The 18,360-nt window shown below is 54.4% G+C and carries 20 protein-coding genes; 7 read left to right on the top strand and 13 right to left on the bottom strand.

Annotation, left to right across the window (positions count from 1 at the left end; genetic code table 11):
* Positions 1-114: 114 nt before the first annotated feature.
* The 8 genes from CQW31_RS29295 to CQW31_RS29330 form a co-directional block, all read right to left on the bottom strand.
* The gene (locus tag CQW31_RS29295; protein ID WP_178075597.1) at positions 115-552 is read right to left on the bottom strand and encodes a cation transporter; all 438 of its coding nucleotides are present in this window, start codon (positions 550-552) and stop codon (positions 115-117) included.
* A 212-nt stretch (positions 553-764) separates the two neighbouring features.
* Positions 765-1,343, bottom strand: coding sequence for an arsinothricin resistance N-acetyltransferase ArsN1 family B (locus tag CQW31_RS29300; protein WP_054884816.1), 579 nt, complete (start codon positions 1,341-1,343; stop codon positions 765-767).
* A complete protein-coding gene (locus CQW31_RS29305; RefSeq protein WP_054884815.1) occupies positions 1,336-2,418 on the bottom strand; it encodes an ArsO family NAD(P)H-dependent flavin-containing monooxygenase in 1,083 nt (360 codons plus the stop codon). The genes CQW31_RS29300 and CQW31_RS29305 overlap by 8 nt, the downstream gene beginning before the upstream one ends.
* 25 nt (positions 2,419-2,443) lie before the next feature.
* On the bottom strand, positions 2,444-2,947 hold the full coding sequence (locus CQW31_RS29310) for a dual specificity protein phosphatase family protein (RefSeq protein WP_082433511.1): 504 nt from the start codon (positions 2,945-2,947) through the stop codon (positions 2,444-2,446).
* Positions 2,948-2,951: 4 nt separating this feature from the next.
* The gene (gene arsH / locus CQW31_RS29315) at positions 2,952-3,665 is read right to left on the bottom strand and encodes an arsenical resistance protein ArsH (protein WP_054884814.1); all 714 of its coding nucleotides are present in this window, start codon (positions 3,663-3,665) and stop codon (positions 2,952-2,954) included.
* Between the two features lie 23 nt (positions 3,666-3,688).
* Complete coding sequence (locus CQW31_RS29320) at positions 3,689-4,159, bottom strand: arsenate reductase ArsC (RefSeq protein ID WP_054884813.1); 471 nt, start codon at positions 4,157-4,159, stop codon at positions 3,689-3,691.
* Positions 4,160-4,173: 14 nt separating this feature from the next.
* Positions 4,174-5,457, bottom strand: a complete 1,284-nt coding sequence (locus CQW31_RS29325; protein WP_054884812.1) for an arsenic transporter — start codon at positions 5,455-5,457, stop codon at positions 4,174-4,176.
* Positions 5,458-5,486: 29 nt separating this feature from the next.
* Positions 5,487-5,843 (bottom strand): metalloregulator ArsR/SmtB family transcription factor, encoded by a 357-nt coding sequence (locus tag CQW31_RS29330; RefSeq protein ID WP_049695271.1) that lies wholly within the window; start codon positions 5,841-5,843, stop codon positions 5,487-5,489.
* Between the two features lie 177 nt (positions 5,844-6,020).
* Here CQW31_RS29330 and arsN2 point away from each other — a divergent pair, with 177 nt between their 5' ends.
* The 3 genes from arsN2 (at position 6,021) to CQW31_RS29340 (ending at position 8,630) form a co-directional block, all read left to right on the top strand.
* A complete protein-coding gene (gene arsN2, locus CQW31_RS32315; protein WP_054884811.1) occupies positions 6,021-6,515 on the top strand; it encodes an arsenic resistance N-acetyltransferase ArsN2 in 495 nt (164 codons plus the stop codon).
* A gap of 629 nt (positions 6,516-7,144) precedes the next feature.
* A complete protein-coding gene (locus CQW31_RS32320) occupies positions 7,145-8,323 on the top strand; it encodes a TniQ family protein (RefSeq protein ID WP_371858399.1) in 1,179 nt (392 codons plus the stop codon).
* Positions 8,324-8,363: 40 nt separating this feature from the next.
* The gene (locus CQW31_RS29340) at positions 8,364-8,630 is read left to right on the top strand and encodes an MbcA/ParS/Xre antitoxin family protein (RefSeq protein ID WP_099816033.1); all 267 of its coding nucleotides are present in this window, start codon (positions 8,364-8,366) and stop codon (positions 8,628-8,630) included.
* A gap of 269 nt (positions 8,631-8,899) precedes the next feature.
* Here CQW31_RS29340 and CQW31_RS29345 read toward each other — a convergent pair whose 3' ends face one another.
* Positions 8,900-10,495, bottom strand: a complete 1,596-nt coding sequence (locus tag CQW31_RS29345) for a TnsD family Tn7-like transposition protein (protein WP_099816034.1) — start codon at positions 10,493-10,495, stop codon at positions 8,900-8,902.
* Between the two features lie 678 nt (positions 10,496-11,173).
* On the opposite strand from CQW31_RS29345, the gene CQW31_RS29350 reads away from it, so the two are divergent.
* The 3 genes from CQW31_RS29350 to CQW31_RS29360 are packed head-to-tail and all read left to right on the top strand — an operon-like array spanning position 11,174 to position 15,485.
* Positions 11,174-12,133 carry a transposase gene (locus CQW31_RS29350; protein WP_099816035.1) on the top strand — a complete coding sequence of 320 codons (960 nt, stop codon included), beginning with the start codon at positions 11,174-11,176 and terminating at the stop codon, positions 12,131-12,133.
* The gene (locus tag CQW31_RS31910) at positions 12,130-14,142 is read left to right on the top strand and encodes a transposase (RefSeq protein WP_099816036.1); all 2,013 of its coding nucleotides are present in this window, start codon (positions 12,130-12,132) and stop codon (positions 14,140-14,142) included. The genes CQW31_RS29350 and CQW31_RS31910 overlap by 4 nt, the downstream gene beginning before the upstream one ends.
* The gene (locus CQW31_RS29360) at positions 14,139-15,485 is read left to right on the top strand and encodes an AAA family ATPase (protein WP_099816037.1); all 1,347 of its coding nucleotides are present in this window, start codon (positions 14,139-14,141) and stop codon (positions 15,483-15,485) included. The genes CQW31_RS31910 and CQW31_RS29360 overlap by 4 nt, the downstream gene beginning before the upstream one ends.
* Positions 15,486-15,508: 23 nt before the next feature.
* Here CQW31_RS29360 and CQW31_RS29365 read toward each other — a convergent pair whose 3' ends face one another.
* The 3 genes from CQW31_RS29365 to CQW31_RS29375 all read right to left on the bottom strand — a co-directional run bounded on the left by CQW31_RS29365 (position 15,509) and on the right by CQW31_RS29375 (position 16,935).
* Positions 15,509-15,814, bottom strand: a complete 306-nt coding sequence (locus tag CQW31_RS29365; protein ID WP_099816038.1) for a hypothetical protein — start codon at positions 15,812-15,814, stop codon at positions 15,509-15,511.
* Positions 15,811-16,119, bottom strand: a complete 309-nt coding sequence (locus CQW31_RS29370; protein ID WP_099816039.1) for a hypothetical protein — start codon at positions 16,117-16,119, stop codon at positions 15,811-15,813. Before CQW31_RS29370 ends, CQW31_RS29365 begins: the two co-directional genes overlap by 4 nt.
* Before the next feature lie 159 nt (positions 16,120-16,278).
* The gene (locus CQW31_RS29375) at positions 16,279-16,935 is read right to left on the bottom strand and encodes a hypothetical protein (RefSeq protein WP_099816040.1); all 657 of its coding nucleotides are present in this window, start codon (positions 16,933-16,935) and stop codon (positions 16,279-16,281) included.
* A 204-nt stretch (positions 16,936-17,139) separates the two neighbouring features.
* Here CQW31_RS29375 and CQW31_RS29380 point away from each other — a divergent pair, with 204 nt between their 5' ends.
* A complete protein-coding gene (locus CQW31_RS29380) occupies positions 17,140-17,904 on the top strand; it encodes an NAD-dependent deacylase (protein ID WP_099816041.1) in 765 nt (254 codons plus the stop codon).
* 360 nt (positions 17,905-18,264) lie between these two features.
* Here the strand turns inward: CQW31_RS29380 and CQW31_RS29385 are convergent.
* Positions 18,265-18,360, bottom strand: a 96-nt coding sequence (locus CQW31_RS29385) for a transposase domain-containing protein (RefSeq protein WP_143524198.1), incomplete at its 5' end; no start/stop codon positions are given.

Here is an 18,360-nt window from a genome sequence, read left to right on the forward strand (position 1 = left end):
GAGCACCAGACAGGCTGCTTCGCGCTTGAACTCAGGGGTAAAGGTACGGCGTTGCTTGGTCATCAGACACCTCTTTGGGGCGAGCATTCTCGCCTAAATGAGTGTCCGGTTTCATTAGACCACTACAAGTACGATTTGAAAAAAACCAGCCATGTGTGCAGCACGCACCTGCAACCGAGCGCTGTGGCCCACGGCGTAGAGAGCCAGGCCATAGACGGCTGCATCGGCGAACATGTCTAGCGAGTCGGCTATGAGCCCTGCTGAATGAGCTACCAAGCCAGCGATCATTTCAGTCAAAAACATAGCGGCATTGATAGCCAATAAGCTCTTTAGGGTCTTGGCCTCCCTCTTGGCGTCTAGCTCCTCAGTGGCACAGATGTCAGAAGCGGGCTCTTCGCTGGCCGGGTGTGTATCAATCAGTTGTGCAGCCATTCCAAGCGAGCCCAGCTTTGCAGCAATCTGATCAACCGACCCGTGATGGAAAACGTGCACCCGCCTGTTCATCAAATCAAAGGACAACGAGTTGAGCCCAGGTAGGTCACTCAGTGCCATTCGAATGATCCCTTCTTCGGAAATGCAATCCATCTCAGGCACTGAAAAAGTGCTAACCCAGGTTTCGTCGTTCGAAGGCGCTGCTGCTGCTCCAGCGTTGACTGAGTCGGGCCCACAGCTGCAAGTACAACCGCTCATGGTTTGCATCCTACTTGAGGTTCTCATAGACGATTACAAACCCTATAGCGGGTAGAGGGTCAAGCGCAGCTACGCTATCTTTCGTTGAATGGCGCACCTTTGATGCTTCGATAGGTTATGAAGCTTACTGGAGCCTTAGGGGGAAGGCCTTCGTAACCGAAGTCAAACCGCCAATACCCCACATCATGCCAAGCACCGAGCTTGAATCCGACCTGTGGAAACGTACCGATGTGCTGGAAGCCGAGTCGCTCGTGCAGCCCGACGCTGCCTTCATTCGGCAAGGCGATGCCGGCATACGCCGAGCGATATCCCAGACGCTTCAGAACCGGCAGCAGCACGTCATAGAGTTGGCGAGCAATCCCGCTGCGGCGTTGCCCTTCAGCGACATACACCGTCACATCCACCGCCCACCGGTACGCCGCACGCGCGCGGTGCTGACTGGCGTAGGCATAGCCGACTACTCGTCCTTCTCGCACAGCCACCAGATACGGGTAGGTTCGCAGCGTCGTGGAGATCCGCTCACGCATTTGCTCCACGCTAGGCACTGCCTCTTCGAATGAGATAGCCGTGTTGAGCACGATGGGCGCGTAGATGATCTGGATCTCTTCTGCATCCTCTGGTCTGGCGACACGAATATCGATTCCGCTATGCATCCGGCTGCTCCAAGCTGTTCAGATGTTCAACTACTTCGTTGACCGTGCTGCGCGCGGTACGGGTGACGCCGATCAACGTCGCCGAGGCCAGGCCGGTCCAGTCGCCATATCCGACCAGCCAGAGGCGCGGCTCGCGAATAGAACGCCCCCCATCAACCTCGACCTTTCCGTAGTCATCCAGCACGTCCAGTGCCTTAAGGTGATCCAGCGCCGGCCGGAATCCAGTACACCAGACCACCGCATCGACCTGGGTTTTCTCACCGTTGGGCCAGACGACCCCATCCGACGTGAATGAGGTGAAAGGCCTTACAGCACGAAGGGCCCCGCGCTCGCGAGCCCGGACTACTGAGGGCACCATGACGATATCACCAAGCCCACCGACCTGTGCGTCGATAACACGGCCCTCCTGTTGAGCCTTGAGGCGCTCGGTAGCCCGTTCGAACAGCACCCGGCCATCCACGTCATCAGGCAGAAACGCCGGTTCCTCCGTGGTTACCCACGTTGCGTCGGCGATCTCGGACAGCTCCGCGTAGATTTGCGCCCCCGAGTTGCCACCACCAACGACCAGCACGCGTTTTCCTTGGAAAGCCTCTGGTGACTGGTACTGGGCGGAGTGAATCTGCTGCCCCTGGAACAGCTTTATCCCCGGATAGGCCGGAACATAGGGGTTGCTCCAGGTCCCCGTTGCGCTGATGACGGCACGAGCCTCCCAGTCGCGGTCCTTCGAGCGCACACGAAGAGCACGTGCGGTCCGCTCCACCGCCGTGATGCTGACGGGGCGAACGATAGGAAACCCGTAGCGCGCCTCGTACTGCTCCAGGTAGCTGACCACGTGATCCCTATCAGGATTACCTTCGGTGACTGGCGGCATCGGCCAGCCCGCGATGGAGCTCCAAGCGGAGGGCGAGAACAGCGTCAGCGAGTCCCAGCCATGGCGCCAAGCCCCGCCCGCAGCCGCTTCGGCATCGAGCAACAGGAACGACAGCTTGGCTCGCTTGAGAAAATAAGCCACCGTCAGCGCGGACTGCCCGCCGCCAATCACGATGACATCGAGTAGTTCGCCTTCGGTGACCATGGTTTCTCCTTTCTGGCTGGAGCGCTCAGTCTTCGCCGAACTGGTTGATGTAGTTGATGTGCGCAGGCTTCTGAATCGCCCGTGGGCGAAGATCCTGCACCCATGCAATCGCCACGCGGCGCGGCATTCCGGACTCGATCAGCAGACGGGCAGCGAACAGCCCGGTGCGGCCGGAGCCGCCCTTGCAGTGGATGGCCAGGGCCTTGTTGGATGCGAGCAAAGCGTTCAACTGGTGGCGGATCTCTCCCAGCCCGACCTCGAAGTTTTTATCCGGAGCATGATCATCCTTGATCGGCAGTTGGTACCACTCCAACCCATGCTGCTTGGCCGCGACGCCAAGCTGGGCAACTCCGTTTTCCTGAAGCTCTGCGTCCGACATCAGCGTAACCAGCGCCACGGCACCGGCCTTCTTGAGCGTATCCAGGCTTTCAGCGAGACCGCTGGTCTGGGTGCCCGGACAAGGCGTAAAAATCAGCACACCCGGAGCATGGGGCAACGATTTCAATGAGTAAGGATGCGACATGCTCATGACCTCAGATAGACCGAATATTGACTCGCTTGGATAGTTCTTCCGCCGACTCTTTGCGCTCGGAGTAGCGGTCTACCAAATAATCCTGGCGATCACGCAGCAGGAGCGTGAACTTGGTCAGTTCCTCCATCACGTCGACCAGTCGATCGTAGAAAGAAGACGGCTTCATGCGCCCGGCTTCATCGAACTCCAGGAAGGCTTTCGGCACCGACGACTGGTTCGGGATGGTAAACATACGCATCCAGCGGCCAAGCACGCGCAATTGGTTCACCACGTTAAAAGACTGCGAGCCTCCACACACCTGCATCACGGCGAGGGTCTTGCCCTGGGTTGGGCGAACGGCGCCCATGGCCAGCGGTACCCAATCGATCTGCGCCTTGAAGACAGCACTCATTGAGCCGTGACGCTCGGGCGAGCACCACACCTGGCCTTCGGACCACTGCATCAGCTCGCGGAGTTCCAGCACCTTCTCGTGGGTGTCCGGAGCGTCATCCGGCAGTGGCAGGCCGGAAGGGTCGAAAATACGGGTTTCGGCGCCGAACTCTTCCAGCAGGCGCGCAGCTTCCTGAACCATCAAGCGGCTGAATGAGCGTTCGCGGGTCGATCCGTACAGCAGCAGGATGCGCGGTTTGTGTGTGGAAGGATCCTTCGGCGCCAGCCGCTCCAGCGACGGCAGATCAATCAGTTCTGGTTGGACATTTGGCAGGTGGTCGTTCATTTCGGTCTCCATTGATCCAGGGCCTACAGCGCGCCGATGCGGGCAAGTTCGGCTTTCAGTTGGTCCTGGCTCAGTTGCGAGAGAGGCAGCGCAATGAAGGCGCGCACGCGCTCATCGATCTTCGCAAGTGTGGTTTGGAAGGCTTCTTCGATTTCTGCCTCACTCCCGGTGACCGCCGAAGGGTCGGCCAAGCCCCAGTGGGCTTTGAGCGATGGACCGAAGAAGATCGGGCAAGCTTCGCCGGCAGCGCGGTCGCACACGGTGACAACGATGTCGGGGGGAGAACTTTCGAAGGCGTCCGAGGCCTTGCTTGAAAGACCAGCGGTGGGGATACCGGCGGCTTCCAAGGTTTTCAGTGCCCGCTCATTGACCTTGCCGCTTGGGAAGCTGCCAGAACTCACAGCTTCCATACCCTCGGGGGCCAGGTGATTGAACAGCGCCTCGGACAGGATGCTGCGGCAGCTGTTGTGGGTGCACATGAACAAGACTTTCATCAGGTATCTCCGGTTCAAAAGCTCAGGCGGATGGCCAATGCGGCCAAGGTGGCAAGCAGGATCGGCAGCGTCAGAACGATGCCGGTGCGGAAGTAGTAACCCCAGGTGATGACGATGTTCTTGCGGGCCAGCACGTGCAGCCACAGCAAGGTGGCCAGGCTGCCGATTGGGGTGATTTTCGGACCAAGGTCACAGCCGATGACGTTGGCGTAGATCATGGCCTCGCGCACGATGCCGGTGGCCTCGGCGGAATGGATCGACAGGGCGCCTACCAGCACAGTGGGCATGTTGTTCATGACCGACGACAGGCCAGCGGCGAGCAGCCCCGTCCCGAGGGATGCGCCCCAGATCCCGTAGCCGGCGAAAACATTGAGGATCTGCGTCAGGTAGTCGGTGAGGCCGGCGTTACGCAGGCCATAGACCACGAGGTACATGCCAAGCGAGAACACCACGACCTGCCAAGGCGCGTCCTTGAGCACCTTGCGGGTAGAAATCACGTGCCCGCGCGCGGCGATCAGGTAGAGGATCAGCGCACAGGCAGCAGCGATGGCGCTGATCGGAACGCCCAGCGGCTCGATGGCGAAGAAGCCGACCAGCAACAGCGCAAGCACCCACCAGCCGGCAACGAACGTCGCCTTGTCGCGGATAGCGGCCTCGGGAGCCTTCAGTTGGTCGAGTTCATAGGTACGCGGCAGGTCCTTGCGGAAGAACCACAGCAGCATTCCAAGAGTGGCGGCGATGCTGACCAGGTTCACCGGCACCATGACCGAGGCGTACTCGCTGAAGCCAATGCCAAAGTAGTCGGCGGAAACGATGTTCACCAGGTTGGACACCACCAGCGGCAAGCTCGCGGTATCGGCGATGAAGCCCGCCGCCATGACGAATGCCAGCGTCGCCGCCGGGGAGAAGCGCAGGGCCAGCAGCATGGCGATGACGATCGGGGTCAGGATCAGTGCCGCACCGTCGTTAGCGAACAGCGCCGAGACGGCGGCGCCCAGCAGGATGATGAAGGCGAACAGCTTGCGGCTGCTGCCATTGCCCCAGCGGGCCACGTGCAATGCCGCCCACTCGAAGAACCCCGCCTCATCCAGCAGCAGGCTGATGATGATGACGGCAATGAAAGTGGCGGTAGCGTTCCAAACGATCTGCCAGACCACGGGGATATCGGACAGGCTCACGACGCCCGCCAGCAGCGCCACGACGGCCCCCAGTGCGGCGCTCCAGCCCACGCCCAGGCCTTTGGGCTGCCAGATGACGAAAACGATCGTCACCAGGAAAATCAAAAATGCGATCAGCATGACTACAACTCAATCAGTGAAGGGAAGTCTCAAGCACAAGCAACAGGGCTCTGCGGCCGCTCGCCCATTTCGGCAAGGCGCAATGCATCGGGGCTCAACCATTCCTGGTTGGCATCGACCACTCCCTTCAGCATCGCGTCAACCCACTGCGGCAGTTCGGGGTGCAGTCGGTAGTACACCCACTGACCCTTGCGGCGATCCATCAGGATTCCAGCCTCGCGCAACTGGGCCAGATGCCGGGAGATCTTCGGCTGGCTCAACTCCAGCGCGTGGGTAAGTTCGCAGACACAGAGTTCGCCTTCACGGGCGATCAGCAGGGTCATACGGGCCCGGGTGTCATCAGCCAGGCATTTGAAAACGATGGGGGGAGTTAGTGTTTCCCGCATGGGACCTCCTGGGGAATGCGTGTACGGCCAATATCTGGAAATACGAATATATGACTATTCGAATATGCGGTAAAGCAGATATTTACAATCGCCTCGCGTTACGGGACGTCATAAAACTGGAAAAAGCCCGCGCTCTGGGTCCTATACTGGGCGTCGATACCACCCCCAGAGTCGCCAATGAACCAGTCTGATATCTCTGTCCGATTGCTTGGTACCGATCAAATCCTAGGCCTAGCTGCGCATCTGACTGCTGCGGGCTTGCCGACCCAAGACCTTTTGCAGCCCGGTCGAATGTTCTATTCCTTTCACCGGGGAGAAACGGAGCTGGGATACGGGGGCATTGAAGGAAGCGGTCGGACTCGTCTTATTCGCTCACTGGTTGTCGTACCGGCCCAGCGAAAGTCAGGGATCGGTACGCTGCTGCTCAGAGCACTTGAGCGAATAGCGGGAGCTGACGGAGCCCAAAGCCTTCATCTGCTGACCACCACAGCACCCGACTTCTTCGAGGCTCGGGGATATGAGCAGAGAAACCGATCCCAAGCCCCAAAGGAAATTTCCAGTTCGGAGGAATTCAACAGCCTCTGCCCGACGTCTGCGGTTTATATGGTGAAGGAGCTTGGCGACATGAACTCGGTGTCACCTCAGGGAACTCGCCTCCACGAACTTCACTGAGTCCTGCGGCGCCCGGAAGATGGCGAGCCCTGGGTTGACCCGTCATGATTGAGCGACTTCATGAGTGAGGATACAGGCGTATCCTTGGACGGTTTTAAACCTGCCTGGTAGCGGAAAACAGTCAGTCTGGTTGGCGCGTCTGCGCTCGGAAAAGCAGCAACCCCTCCAGATGTAGCTCAGAGAAATCCATGCCCAACCCAACGATTTGTAGGGGCCTCCCAGCCAGGTGCGCTCGCACCGGTTACCACGCCCCTAAAAGATACCATCATAATTTTTTTGGGGTTTTAGCACGGGGTCCTTCCTGTAATTTTTCTCTGGCTGAACCTTGGCTGTGACAACCTTTATTGTTGTGACAACCTTTATTAAACGAAAAAGCCCGAGAAATTTTGAAAAATTATGCTTTGTGACAACCTTTATTTTTGCTTCCCTAGAAGCAGCCTCCTCGCTAGGCCGCGAAATGCAAGAGACTTTGTGACAAAGTTTATTAATCGGCAACAGACGATTGGATTTAGAGAATTAAAACTGTCTCAGGATAATTAAAACTGTCGCAGGAGCCGGTGAGACCTCTCTCCTCCGCTCCTGCGAGCACGGCCCCTCGCCCAACCCCTCCAGCTCTGGACCGGCCAAAAATGCTGTTGCGAATCCAACCAGATGAATCTCTTCGTTCGTATGTTGAACGAAACCTTTACCTTGACCTTAAAAATCCTGAGTTAGATATTCTTAAAGGTCTTTATTGTGTTCACTGGGATGGCTGGGTAGTAAATTCCATTGCAGACCTTTTGGGGTGGCGTGGTTGTTACGGCTACAACAAACTTTTGCATTTACATACCTCCTTCCCTTTCAGCAGTGTTCTAAAAACAAAAAGAAATTTATCGTACTCCGGAACCAGCTTCATTTATTATCAGTACATAGATTCTCTCACTAATACGAGATCCTACTGCCCATTGTGTGTGCAAGAAGACATCCAGCGAATAGGTTACTCATACTGGAGACGTCTCCATCCTCTTATAACAGTCTGCGCCAAGCACGACGTAAAGTTGCTCACTTGGTGCCAATTCTGTGATAAGCCTTTCTCGCGCGATGGGCACCATGGTCGGGTGATGTGGGAGGGCTGTGCCGGCCGTAGCCTAGGTGATGCTGAGCCTATGGTGAACGAGGATCCACGCGCTCTGCGGCTTGCACAGTTCTTCGAAAAAATTTGCTCGATTGAGCATCACCTTCCCGCGGAAACGGCCTTGCTTCTTTTCACAGAGAAACTTAAAAGCATCGATTGCTCCGTTTTGGATAAAAAGCTAAGACAAGATTTAGATAGCATTGCATTGGAAATTGAGTCGAGCGGTCACAAAAGCAGCGAATATACTGTTCCTAGCGGCCGGACTTACGCGCTGCTTGAACTAGTGTCAATCGTTTACGGAAGCTTTGCGCAATTTTTAAATGATCTATTGGGTTTAGAGCCTACTCGGTTGCCCATCGATTCATGTTGGAGTACTTATATTGTTCGTAGTGGTGGATTTAATCACTTTGTAGAAGAGGATTATCGTCTTGGCTCAAGCTCATGGATGTGCAGCGATATAGTAGGTTACTTAGGGTATCCATACCGCGATTATACTCGACCAAGAATTTATCCCTGCTGTAACCTACCTTACCCTCGCCGCAAGGGGCATCAATTGAAGCCCGAGCGGGTTGAGGCTGCCCTTCCAGCCGTTCCTCGACTTGGGGCGACCGGTTGGGCTCCAGTGGCCAGGCCCAAATCCCCGCTAGGCTACCAGTCATCCAGCTCTGACGCGTGTGACCACGTCTTGCAGTAAGGTAAGCCTTAAATTCTGTTGGCATGGTAGCGGAGACAGTATGCTTTCGATTGACCTGCTCGGTCCTTGTTCTCCCACACCTCACCATTGCTGGAGCAGCCAGTACCGCTGTTTCGCGGCGCGTCGAAGACAGGTTTTGGGCCAGGCGGCCTACGTTCTCGGCGATGAGCGCCTAGCGGCTGAATGGCTAACGCTGCCTGCGCTCGGCTTAGGAAAACGTACGCCCTGCAGCCTGCTGCTGGAACCGGATGGCTACCGTCAGGTTCGCGAATTGCTGGTGAGGATTGAGCATGGTGTTTATTGCTGATTCGGTGTGACGCCCGGTTGCTGGGCGATCCATGTGCGCGCCCACTCTCAGCCGCTTGGCCACTGTTGGGCACACCGATTTAGCGTGGAACTAAATTGCCGGCACCGAGCTTATGCATTTAGAGCCTTCATGTTTACTATCTTGCAAGTACAAGGATTTAATCTACGTATGAGATAAAGCGTGTCCTCTCGAAAGAAATTTACAAGAATCGGCTGCTCACACTGTGAGCTTGTTTTGAGAATGCACACGAATCTATTAGTAAAAATTTATTAGGAAAAAGTTTGGAAAACCAGCAGCCTCGTCTTTGGGTAGTGAGACTTCTGCTGCAGCGAAGAAAAGAGATTAGGCACGATTTGATACAGATCACGTTTACGGATTATCTGCGAGTCAGTGGTGGAATTTTCCAAGGCCTTCTTAACCAAGCTGTATAGTTTTTCATCGCGGGCCTCCCAATCCACCGCAACATGATTTCCGCCCCGACCGCTTGGACGATTCTTTGTCTGCAACATCAACCATGACCGATCGTTTCGATACAGCCATGCATATACATTTGGAATTAGCTTTTTGATAGTGTTTGTGCTGACGTTCGGGTGCTGGTTCGTAATTGAAAGCCATGCCGACCGCTGATTTTCACATAGAATGCGAAAGCTATTATTTATGATATGCTGGTTATGGGCTGGATTTGAGCGGAGCAGCCTATTTACTGTGCTAATAGATATGTTAAAACGTGAGCAAGCTTCATTCTTACTGAGGCCAGATACCATTGCATTCAAGATTTCTTCTTTCAAGTCATTGAATAGTTTTTTGGGTTTTGGTGCTCCTGGTTGTCTTTTGATTATTGACGGAGGGTCGTCAAAATTTGGACCAAGCATTAATTGGCTATCACACCGATTGTTTAGGGCTTGCAGATCATTCGCATACTGCTGATAGGCGTCCACGAATGACTCTACCTTCCCGAATAGCCACCAAATTAAAGTCAAATGCTTCAGCGGATGGCAGTAACCGCGCGGCTTGCGTGCCATTTGAGAAATGAACCCTATTGCCCACCGCCGCGAGCACCCTAACGCGGTAAAAGGTGGATAAGGTTGAAGATCTGAACAGCATTGTGCAAAGCAGTCAGCAGCGGATTCGCGCGCTTTCCGCGAAGTCCCCAGCTTACTGGAAGCCTCTTTGTAGACTTGGGCAACCGTCACCGGATCAAAGTGGGCAGTGGTGCCCATTTTGCACAGAACTACTGCAGAGTCGGACACTGTCTGTAGTGCTGTTAGCGTTGAAGGGTCTATCGAAGGTTGGCCGCTCGTTAGTAGCGAGCCTTCATCTGGAAGTAGCCACTGATAGCGTCTCGACCACTGTCTATTTTCGGTCGATTCCATGAGAAAAGAACCATGTATAGGGCATACGGTTACACCAGGAATCTGATGGGATAGATGCCAGTACGTAGTCCCGAAGGTTGATCGATCAGCTTTCATGCATTTCAGACAGGCCTTCAACGGATGCTCTCCGCCAAACTTTCCAGTTATAAATCCCAGTCTATATTTGAGAGACCCCAATGATGGGCTCCGCATTGCTTCTTTGAAATCTTCAATGTGCTCAAGTGACTGGAATGGAAAGAATAGGGGCGCGATGGTGTGCTTACAGATAATTTCCTCTGAATCACCCCAAGCGGATTTTGCTCCCTCATTCAGAAAGCTGAGGTTATTTGGGAGGTCGTGCGAGAACGATTTGGCGCTGGCTCCAAAAAGAAAACTCAGCGTTTCTTCCGGGAATTGGTTGCCCAATAAAATATGTTGGCGGCTACAGATACTGTAAAAGCTTTCGTCTGGTAACCAGTGAAGAAATGGAATCCGCCTGCCGGTGAGGTTCATTTGGGTGATTCCCAAAGAAACTCAAAATAAACCCGAAATCGTTCGCGCGGAAAGGTCTTTGAGTTATTAAAAAAACTCTTTTAGATTTTAGGTAAATAACCTAGAGCCCCTGCCGGTGGGCGGCACGCATTGTCCTGGACCTGGCATGGGACCGGAATCCTGTGTGCGCTCCCTATAGGCGGAAATTTGATTGTTGGGGGATTGTGAGGAGTTAGGTGATTGGTGCGCAAACTTGTTGTCAGCTAGGAATAGCCGGCGTTAACATATTCTTTTAACCAAACTCGTAGCGAAGAATGCCTTGTCCGACCTAAGCCTGAATCAAGGCTCGCTGGGGGCAAGGGTTCGCACCGGCGCAGACCACGCCTAAGGTAGATGTATCGAACGAATTTCTGATGTCAGCTAGCCAAACGAGAGAGCTAGAAGTCAGTTAGACAAGGGCCCAAGTGCGACCTTGGGCCCCTGTGGATAAGTCAGATAAGCAGCCTGACGCATCCATTGTCTATCCCATGCATGTGAGACGTCAAGTCTCGCACGGCTTCGCTCATCCACAAGAAGCGCCGCGTTATCCACAGCTGGACGCGCGGTTACCTGCCCGCAGGATAAGGGTTTCGCGGGCATGCTTGTTGTTATCCCCAACACGCATGTCCATAGAAATCATGATGAGATTGGAATGCTTGGATGAAACCGCAGGAAAGATTTGCCCTGATCATGAGCCGGCAGAGCCGGTTCGAGTGGGGCGGGGAATATGTACCGTCCACGCTGGCGGTTCCCCGGGAGGCGCCAAAGGGGTCGCGCATCAGCCGGCTGCACAGCCAAAGGCTGGGACGGACGCTTCATCTCCTTTCGTGGCCAGAGAAGGTGTTCGCACAATTAGCTCTCTACCACCCTGATTTGTTTGAGATGCATGAGCAGAAAATGCTCTGGCCGATTAATGCAGGCCATCCCCTACGAGGGCATCCGCTGACGAAAGGGACTTTTCCGCCGCCTCTGCGCGGTACCGTAGAAATCGCGGGGGAGATCGGTTTTAAGCACTATGAGATAGTAGTGGAAGATGAGAGCGGCAGACATAGAGTCCCGTACCCCTACCAAGGGGATCTTCTACTGTACCTGCTGAATAACCTAGGACAACCTTACGCTGTCAACTGGACAGTTAAGGATCGGGCTGAAGCATTCCGTGAGCGCAGAAGCACATCGCCGAAAACCCTTGTTCAACAACGGGAGGATCGTGAGCATGCCGAGCTCAGGGGTGAGCTGGAACGGCGTTACTACGCCAGCGCCGGCATCCGAACTGTTGAGGTTTCGCGCGATATGGTAACGCCCACGATCCAAGCGAACCTGGATCTTCTGTATTGCATGCATGACCTAGATTTCACCCTTGAGACGGCCTTGCTGGATGATTTCAGTGGTGAAGTGGCGGATGCGGTGAAGGTTGGCACTCCAGTCGCCTATGTAGCGATCGAATACGGTGCGCGGTGGGGGTTGCGCGACCAGTTCATCGCAAAGATTTATCAGGATATCTGGGACCGTAAGCTTCTCGTCGACTTTAGCGAACCTATCCTGATTGATCGGCCGCTCGTCACTGGCGGATGCGATTTGCTTCATGAGTTCAGCTCATTTTTTGAAGAGTCATCACCGTGAGAGCGGGATCACGGATCATCGCCCCGGAGGGTTTTCTCAACCTCACGCAGGGCACTGTCTATCACTTTCTAGCCAGTGATGGTGGGCGAAATCGAGTTCGTCTGATCGAGTTCAGAGAAGATGGTAAGCAGATAAAAACGCATCTGGTTCAGCTATCCCGCATAGATTTTGAAGAAGCGGTTGAGAATGGATGGCTACAGGAGGATGGCCAGGCAGATTCCGCACCACCTTGGCTGAAACCTATAGAGGGTATGGGTATTGACCACCTGGAGAATCGTCGGAGCTCGAACAAAGAGAGCTATGAACAAAAGGTCAACAATCGCTTTGCAGCTATCTCAAGCTTGATCAAACGACAAGCTGAGGTTCTCGCCAGTGATAAGCCAGACGCATTCATCAACGCACACGCTAAGGCTCTGCGACCTCATCAGAATGCTGCCCGGGTTAGACTCTGGTTTTATACCTATGTGGTGTTTGGGCAGAACAAATGGTCCCTAATGCCCAACCTTCATCGTATCGGAGCCTGGAATCGTTATGGGCCTGGTCACAAAAAAAAGCTTGGCCGTCCCTCCCGCAAGGGGAGAAGGCACGGACATCGTTGTGACGTAATCATGCAGCAAAAAATCTTGGATGGATTCCTCGCTAGTCAATCCGCTTATAAAACTCAAAACAAAATATACAGGGAGGTCCTCACCAAGCACTTTGGTTGTGTTGCATTAAATCAGCGCGATGGGACGGTGGAATTTCGACATCCTGAAGGCAAGCCATTTCCTTCTTTTGCCCAGTTTAAGTATTGGATTTCCAAAATGATCAGCCCGAAGTCGCTTCGTGCTGCATTAAAGGGAGCGCATGGCGCACGAGCCAAGTCCGGTTCGGAAGGGAGTTTTTCTGACAACATTATTAATGTTAATCAACGTATTGAGTTTGACGGCTACTATATTTCCGAAAAGATTTCGGGTCTGACGGAAGGTAGCGCTGTCGACAGCTTCTGTGTAGTTCGTGCTGTTTGCGCGCTTTCCGGGATGGTGCTGGGTATTGGCTTCTCGGAAGGCAAGGAAAATATGGCTGCTTATCGCATGGCTATCTACTGCATGGCATGCGACAAGGTAAAATTCTGTGAACAGTTCGGTGTTGAGATCCGCCCCGATCAATGGCCTAGTGCTGGCTTATCCGGCGGACTTGTGCTCGATAGGGGACCAGCTGCAGGCTACGACCCAGAACCAAAAATTAACTGGTTGAAATCGGTAGAGCTAACGCCACTTCACTCGGGGCAGTCCAAGGCCACGGTCGAGTCCTCTCATCCTAGGGACAAGAAGACGCTTGGCCAACCGAGCTATTTTCATAGCAGACTGGATTTTGTCCAGATGGCCAAGCGTGAGATTTTGCAGGTACTAAAGGACAATCGTACCTCTGACGCTGGAAAGCGTATGGACGAGGAGATGATTCTGGCTGGCATACGGCCTACCCCGCTCGACATTTACAGCTACTGGAGCCAGCGCGGTCGAGACTCCTCGATCGGCGTCCCATTTGATACGGCGGTAAGGCAGTTCCTTGATGTACGACCAGCTGCAATAAGAAAAGATGGCGTCTATTTATATGGGCGGAAATACAGATCTCGGGCTCTGGACGAGACGGGTGTGTTTGATCTCGTAGCGCGCCGCGGGGTCATTAATACTTCAGTTTTTGTTTTGGTCATGTGCGTTCGGCACATATGGATCGAAGTCAAAGGGATTTTGTATGAGTTAGACTTCGTGAGAACAGCGCGCACCTCACTTGGAATTATGGATATTTCCCTGCGCGATCTTGAGGAAATTGATCGGATACGTCGAAGCGGCGCTGCAGATCTTAGGGATGATCGCCCTGCACAAGAGCAATATTTTGAAGATATATTCAAACAGAACACTGGCGAGGATTGGGACGCTGGCGTGCGGAAAGTAGGACGGCCCTCGAAAGGCGGCGCTGCCCAGCGCGACACGGCCGATTACAACCGATTGAGAGGAGTTTCGAAATGAATAGACTCATCGAATCTCGTTTCGACGGTTTTATGGACATTGAAAGCATCCGTCAAAGGGTTACTGTTCGACCAGAGCCTATAGTGGATTTGGAAGCGTTCCATCCCTTGGTGGCTGCCGAGCTACTCTCTGGAAGATTGAAGGAGATGTACCTTCCTAACGAATTTTCTCTCAATTTCATTCAAGAAATGATTGGTTTGGCCAACCTACACAGCCTGAAGGTCTTCAGCAGTGAAAAAGCCTATGCTCAAGGGTTATTCAGCCCACCCGAGGTGGAGGTGACGCCGATCTGTCTTACCGGCTTGGCAGGCGTTGGTAAGAGTCAAACGATCGCTGCTCTGCGGAGGGCTATGCCTCCCCCTGTAGAACTGACTTGTGATGTTTTTGGAGGGAGCATTGAGCTGACCTCTCTGTGGTATGCGAGCGCCCGCGGAAAGGCAGGTGGTAGGCAGTTGCTCATGGATTTTGTTTACGGGAGCGACCACGATGGGCGCGGCGGCAATTCAGCGAAGCTGCTCATTCAGTGTCGCCGGCACGCGAATCGAGACGGTGTTTCCCTGGTTGTCCTGGATGAAACCCAGCACATCAACACCGGTTCAGGCGCGTCCAAAGTCACCGACATACTGCTGACGATGACAGCCATAGGGCCGCCGATGATCTTTGTTTCCAACTACAGTCTCGTTCACAAGCTGCTTCGTCGGAACAGTGAGGATAAGCAGAGGCTGCTTTCCGAACCACGTGTCATGCTGCCTGAGGACCCTAAGAGTCAGAATTGGGCTGAATATGTAGACGAGTGTATGAGGGTCAGTGGCGGCCGAATCAACGCAAGCACTAATGAACTTGCGGCTGAGCTCTACCGGTCCACCTTTGGTATCAAGCGGCTCGCCGCGCAGCTCCTGAAGCTCGCTTATATTGAATGTCGTACTGCCGGCAGGACTCGGATTGAGATCGACGATTTGCACGCTGCTTACCGATCCAGCGGGTACACCAGCAGTGCGACGGATGTTGAAGAACTGCAGCTGCAAAGCATTAACAAAGGATCCCGCAAGGTGCGTTTGGATCTGCAGTGTCCGTTCGATTTGCCCACTCAGTTTAAGTCAAACGTGGTGAGCTTCACCCGGGCCGACCGTGATATGCGGGTACAGGAGCGAGTTTTCGATTCGTCGGCGACTGCCGCGGAGCGCTCAGTGCTGAAGCACATCGCCTTGCCGGATGAGAAAACTCCAGCTAAAGCTAGGCGGCGTACGCCAGCCCCAAAGGCTACTGATGCAGATCTTACGCGAGCTTTCCATCAGTACATGGAGTCGCACTTACCATCGTCAGATCCAAAAAAGCCGAAGTGAATGACACGCCAGGAGGCTGCAAGTCAGCGGTCATCCCGGAAGTAGTCATTTTTGGCAGCTAGCCCGAAATTGCCTTCAAGTTGCTGCTGATTATCCTCGAAAAGGTTGACCGTACGCCGCTCTTGCTTGAGGTAGGCAATGGTCGCGAAGAAGCAGCTCTCGCATAGGTGCACCTCATAGCGTTGGCCGTCGTGATAGGCACCGAAACCCCAATGCGCCTGCAGCATCCCATACTGCAGGTTGCCGTTTTCTAGTCGCGTGGAGGTGTCGCAGACGTCGCAACGTACGTCGATCACAGCTTCAGTTTCTACAGGACCGGTAATTTTCATTCCGACCAAGCCTCTGAGTAATATCTGTATTCCTCCGGCGAGAATCTTCCCTTTGGGCCGAACAGCAGATGAGCTGTAAATTGCTCCAGGTAATCTATGGCTTCCTTCTGGACACAGCTTTCATAGAAGGTACGTCGGGCCAACGGAATAGCAGCTCGATTTTTCAGGCACAGAACCACCAGCTCTGACAACAGATAGCCACGAACGTCGTACATCGCGTCAACTGCCCTGATCACTGTCGAGTAGCAATCGCTGTAGCTAGGCCATCGGCTGCGGGTACTCCAGGATGCTTGTTGAATGCTCATCTTGAATTCCTTGAGGCGGCCTTCGGCAACAGCTCAATGCATCAGCAGGCTATGAGCGTCGCCTAAGCCTATGGCGAGATGCACCGCAAGACTGGTTGGTGGCCAAGTGCGTCGAGCTCCCTTACTTGCGCTGGATTCATGTCCACAATATGCCTACGACTATTTGCCGACGCGATTCCGCCTAGGCTTTTTCTTAGCCGCGGCCAGCACTCTGTCCGGCGCGAACCCCAGTAATGCCTTCGGTGCAACACCGCCTAGGGTCGAATTTTCTGTCTGGAACCAAGCGGCCATTGACCATTCGTCCATTCTGGCTGAGAGCACAGACAAGACATCGGTTAGGCCAATTTGTGGTCTATATCCGCGGCTGCCGTCCAACCCGTAGATTGGGAAGTAATTCACCTTGGCGGGTCGGAGCGAGAAGATCTGCCCTTCAGCCAGCAACTGAACGGGGTCAATCCCTCCGCCGGTTGAGGATGCAAGCCGCATCCATTGTTTCCCTGATATCCAGTCTCCGCTTTGGAAGACTCTGGCGCGGATTACACCGACAGCAACGCCTGTCTCCAAAATGGATCGGGGTACCGATTCCGCAGGCAGAAAGCAGTCGATGATGAGGTCGAGCGCTTTCTGGGGATAATCGCTGAGCTTCCACTCGAATAAATCGTTGTACATCTGTAACCCACCGAGGTACGCATCGATCGTCTCACCTGAATTGGCCTCGATCGACAAGGTAGCGACCAAGGCCACCTTACTCTCCGACGTACCCGGTTCGACGGCAGTCTCGCGATTGGTCTGGATGCGCGCGAAGGGAGTGGTCATAAGCACCTCCCGCGAAGGGGCTATAGGCGGCTGCAGGTGGGACGGCTCATATCCAGCTGGATTTTTGAAACCGAGATATCAGTATGCGGCACTCTGCACCCGCCGCTTGGCTTTCCGATCAACCGCGAGAGCTTTGACTGGGAGGAGTGCCCCTTTCAGTGTTTACTGGATGTGAGTAGTTGGCGCGGAGTTGAGGTATGTCGTATGAGCAATATGCAGAGAGCTGCGGATGCTCTGCGCAGGTCCAAGAAGGTTGTCTTTTCCACGGGCGCCGGCATCTCCGCTGAAAGCGGAATACCGACGTTTCGCGACAAGTTGACCGGGCTTTGGTCGAAGCACGATCCTGAGCGTCTCGAAACAGCGGACGCCTTCAGAGAGAACCCGGCTCTAGTGTGGAGCTGGTACCTATGGCGGCGCCACCAGGTGGTCCAGGCCAAACCCAACCCGGCCCACCATTCTATTTCTCAGCTAGCCAACGCCGTGTGGGACGTATCCGTCGTCACTCAGAACATTGATGACTTGCATGAACGAGCCGGCTCCAATCCGGTGTTTCACCTTCACGGCAGTCTGATGGACGTGAAGTGCTTCGCCTGCCATAGGCCTGGGAAGCTATCGCCAGCACAGTTGGAAATACCTGAAGAAGGACAATTGATTGAGCCGCCCCGTTGTGCTCGATGCAATGGAAAGCTTCGTCCAGGCATGGTCTGGTTCCGGGAGAACCTTCCGGAAGACGCCTGGCGGTCGGCTGTTCGGGTTGTGAGCAACTGTGACTTGTTGATTTCAGTAGGTACCTCAGGCGTCGTCATGCCGGCAGCTGCTATTCCGAACATGGCCCTAGCTGCGAGGGCTACCGTGATCCATATCAACCTTGAAGACGTTGGATTAGATGGGGCGGACGAGATAATGCTGATAGGAGGTGCGGGGGTGGTACTACCCGCGTTGCTTGAAGCCGCAGGTATTTCGGGGTAGCGAACCAAACCTGCCCATCATTCCGCTGAATGACGTGCACATTTTTTTGCACGGATGTCCTTCCACTACACCCCAAGAGATTCGGGCTTTTCACCGCTCTCTTACAGGTGAGTCGTGACTGATTTCTACACATTTTAATGCAGACATTCTTACGTGCTGGTACTGGCTCTCCTGTCAGCCTAAAAGGACAAGTGGGTATGCCCTTCAACTCTAATGGGGGGAGTCAGGAGACGATTACGTTTGCGTGTTTTTGCATCACCGGGTATCAGGCAGTGGGCTGACGGTTTGCGCGGACTGGGAATTTAGCTCGCGGTATACTTCGCTCCATCGTAAGCGTCCGCCCAACTCACCTTGCGTAAGTCAGGCCGGTTCCCATTGATGCGGCAGCAAAGCCTCAATCTCGCTAGCCCGCTGTGTTGGCAGTCGCGTCAACACGTCCTTGAGATAGGCATACGG

The organism is Pseudomonas sp. 382 (assembly GCF_002759075.1).
GTDB lineage: Bacteria > Pseudomonadota > Gammaproteobacteria > Pseudomonadales > Pseudomonadaceae > Aquipseudomonas > Aquipseudomonas vlassakiae.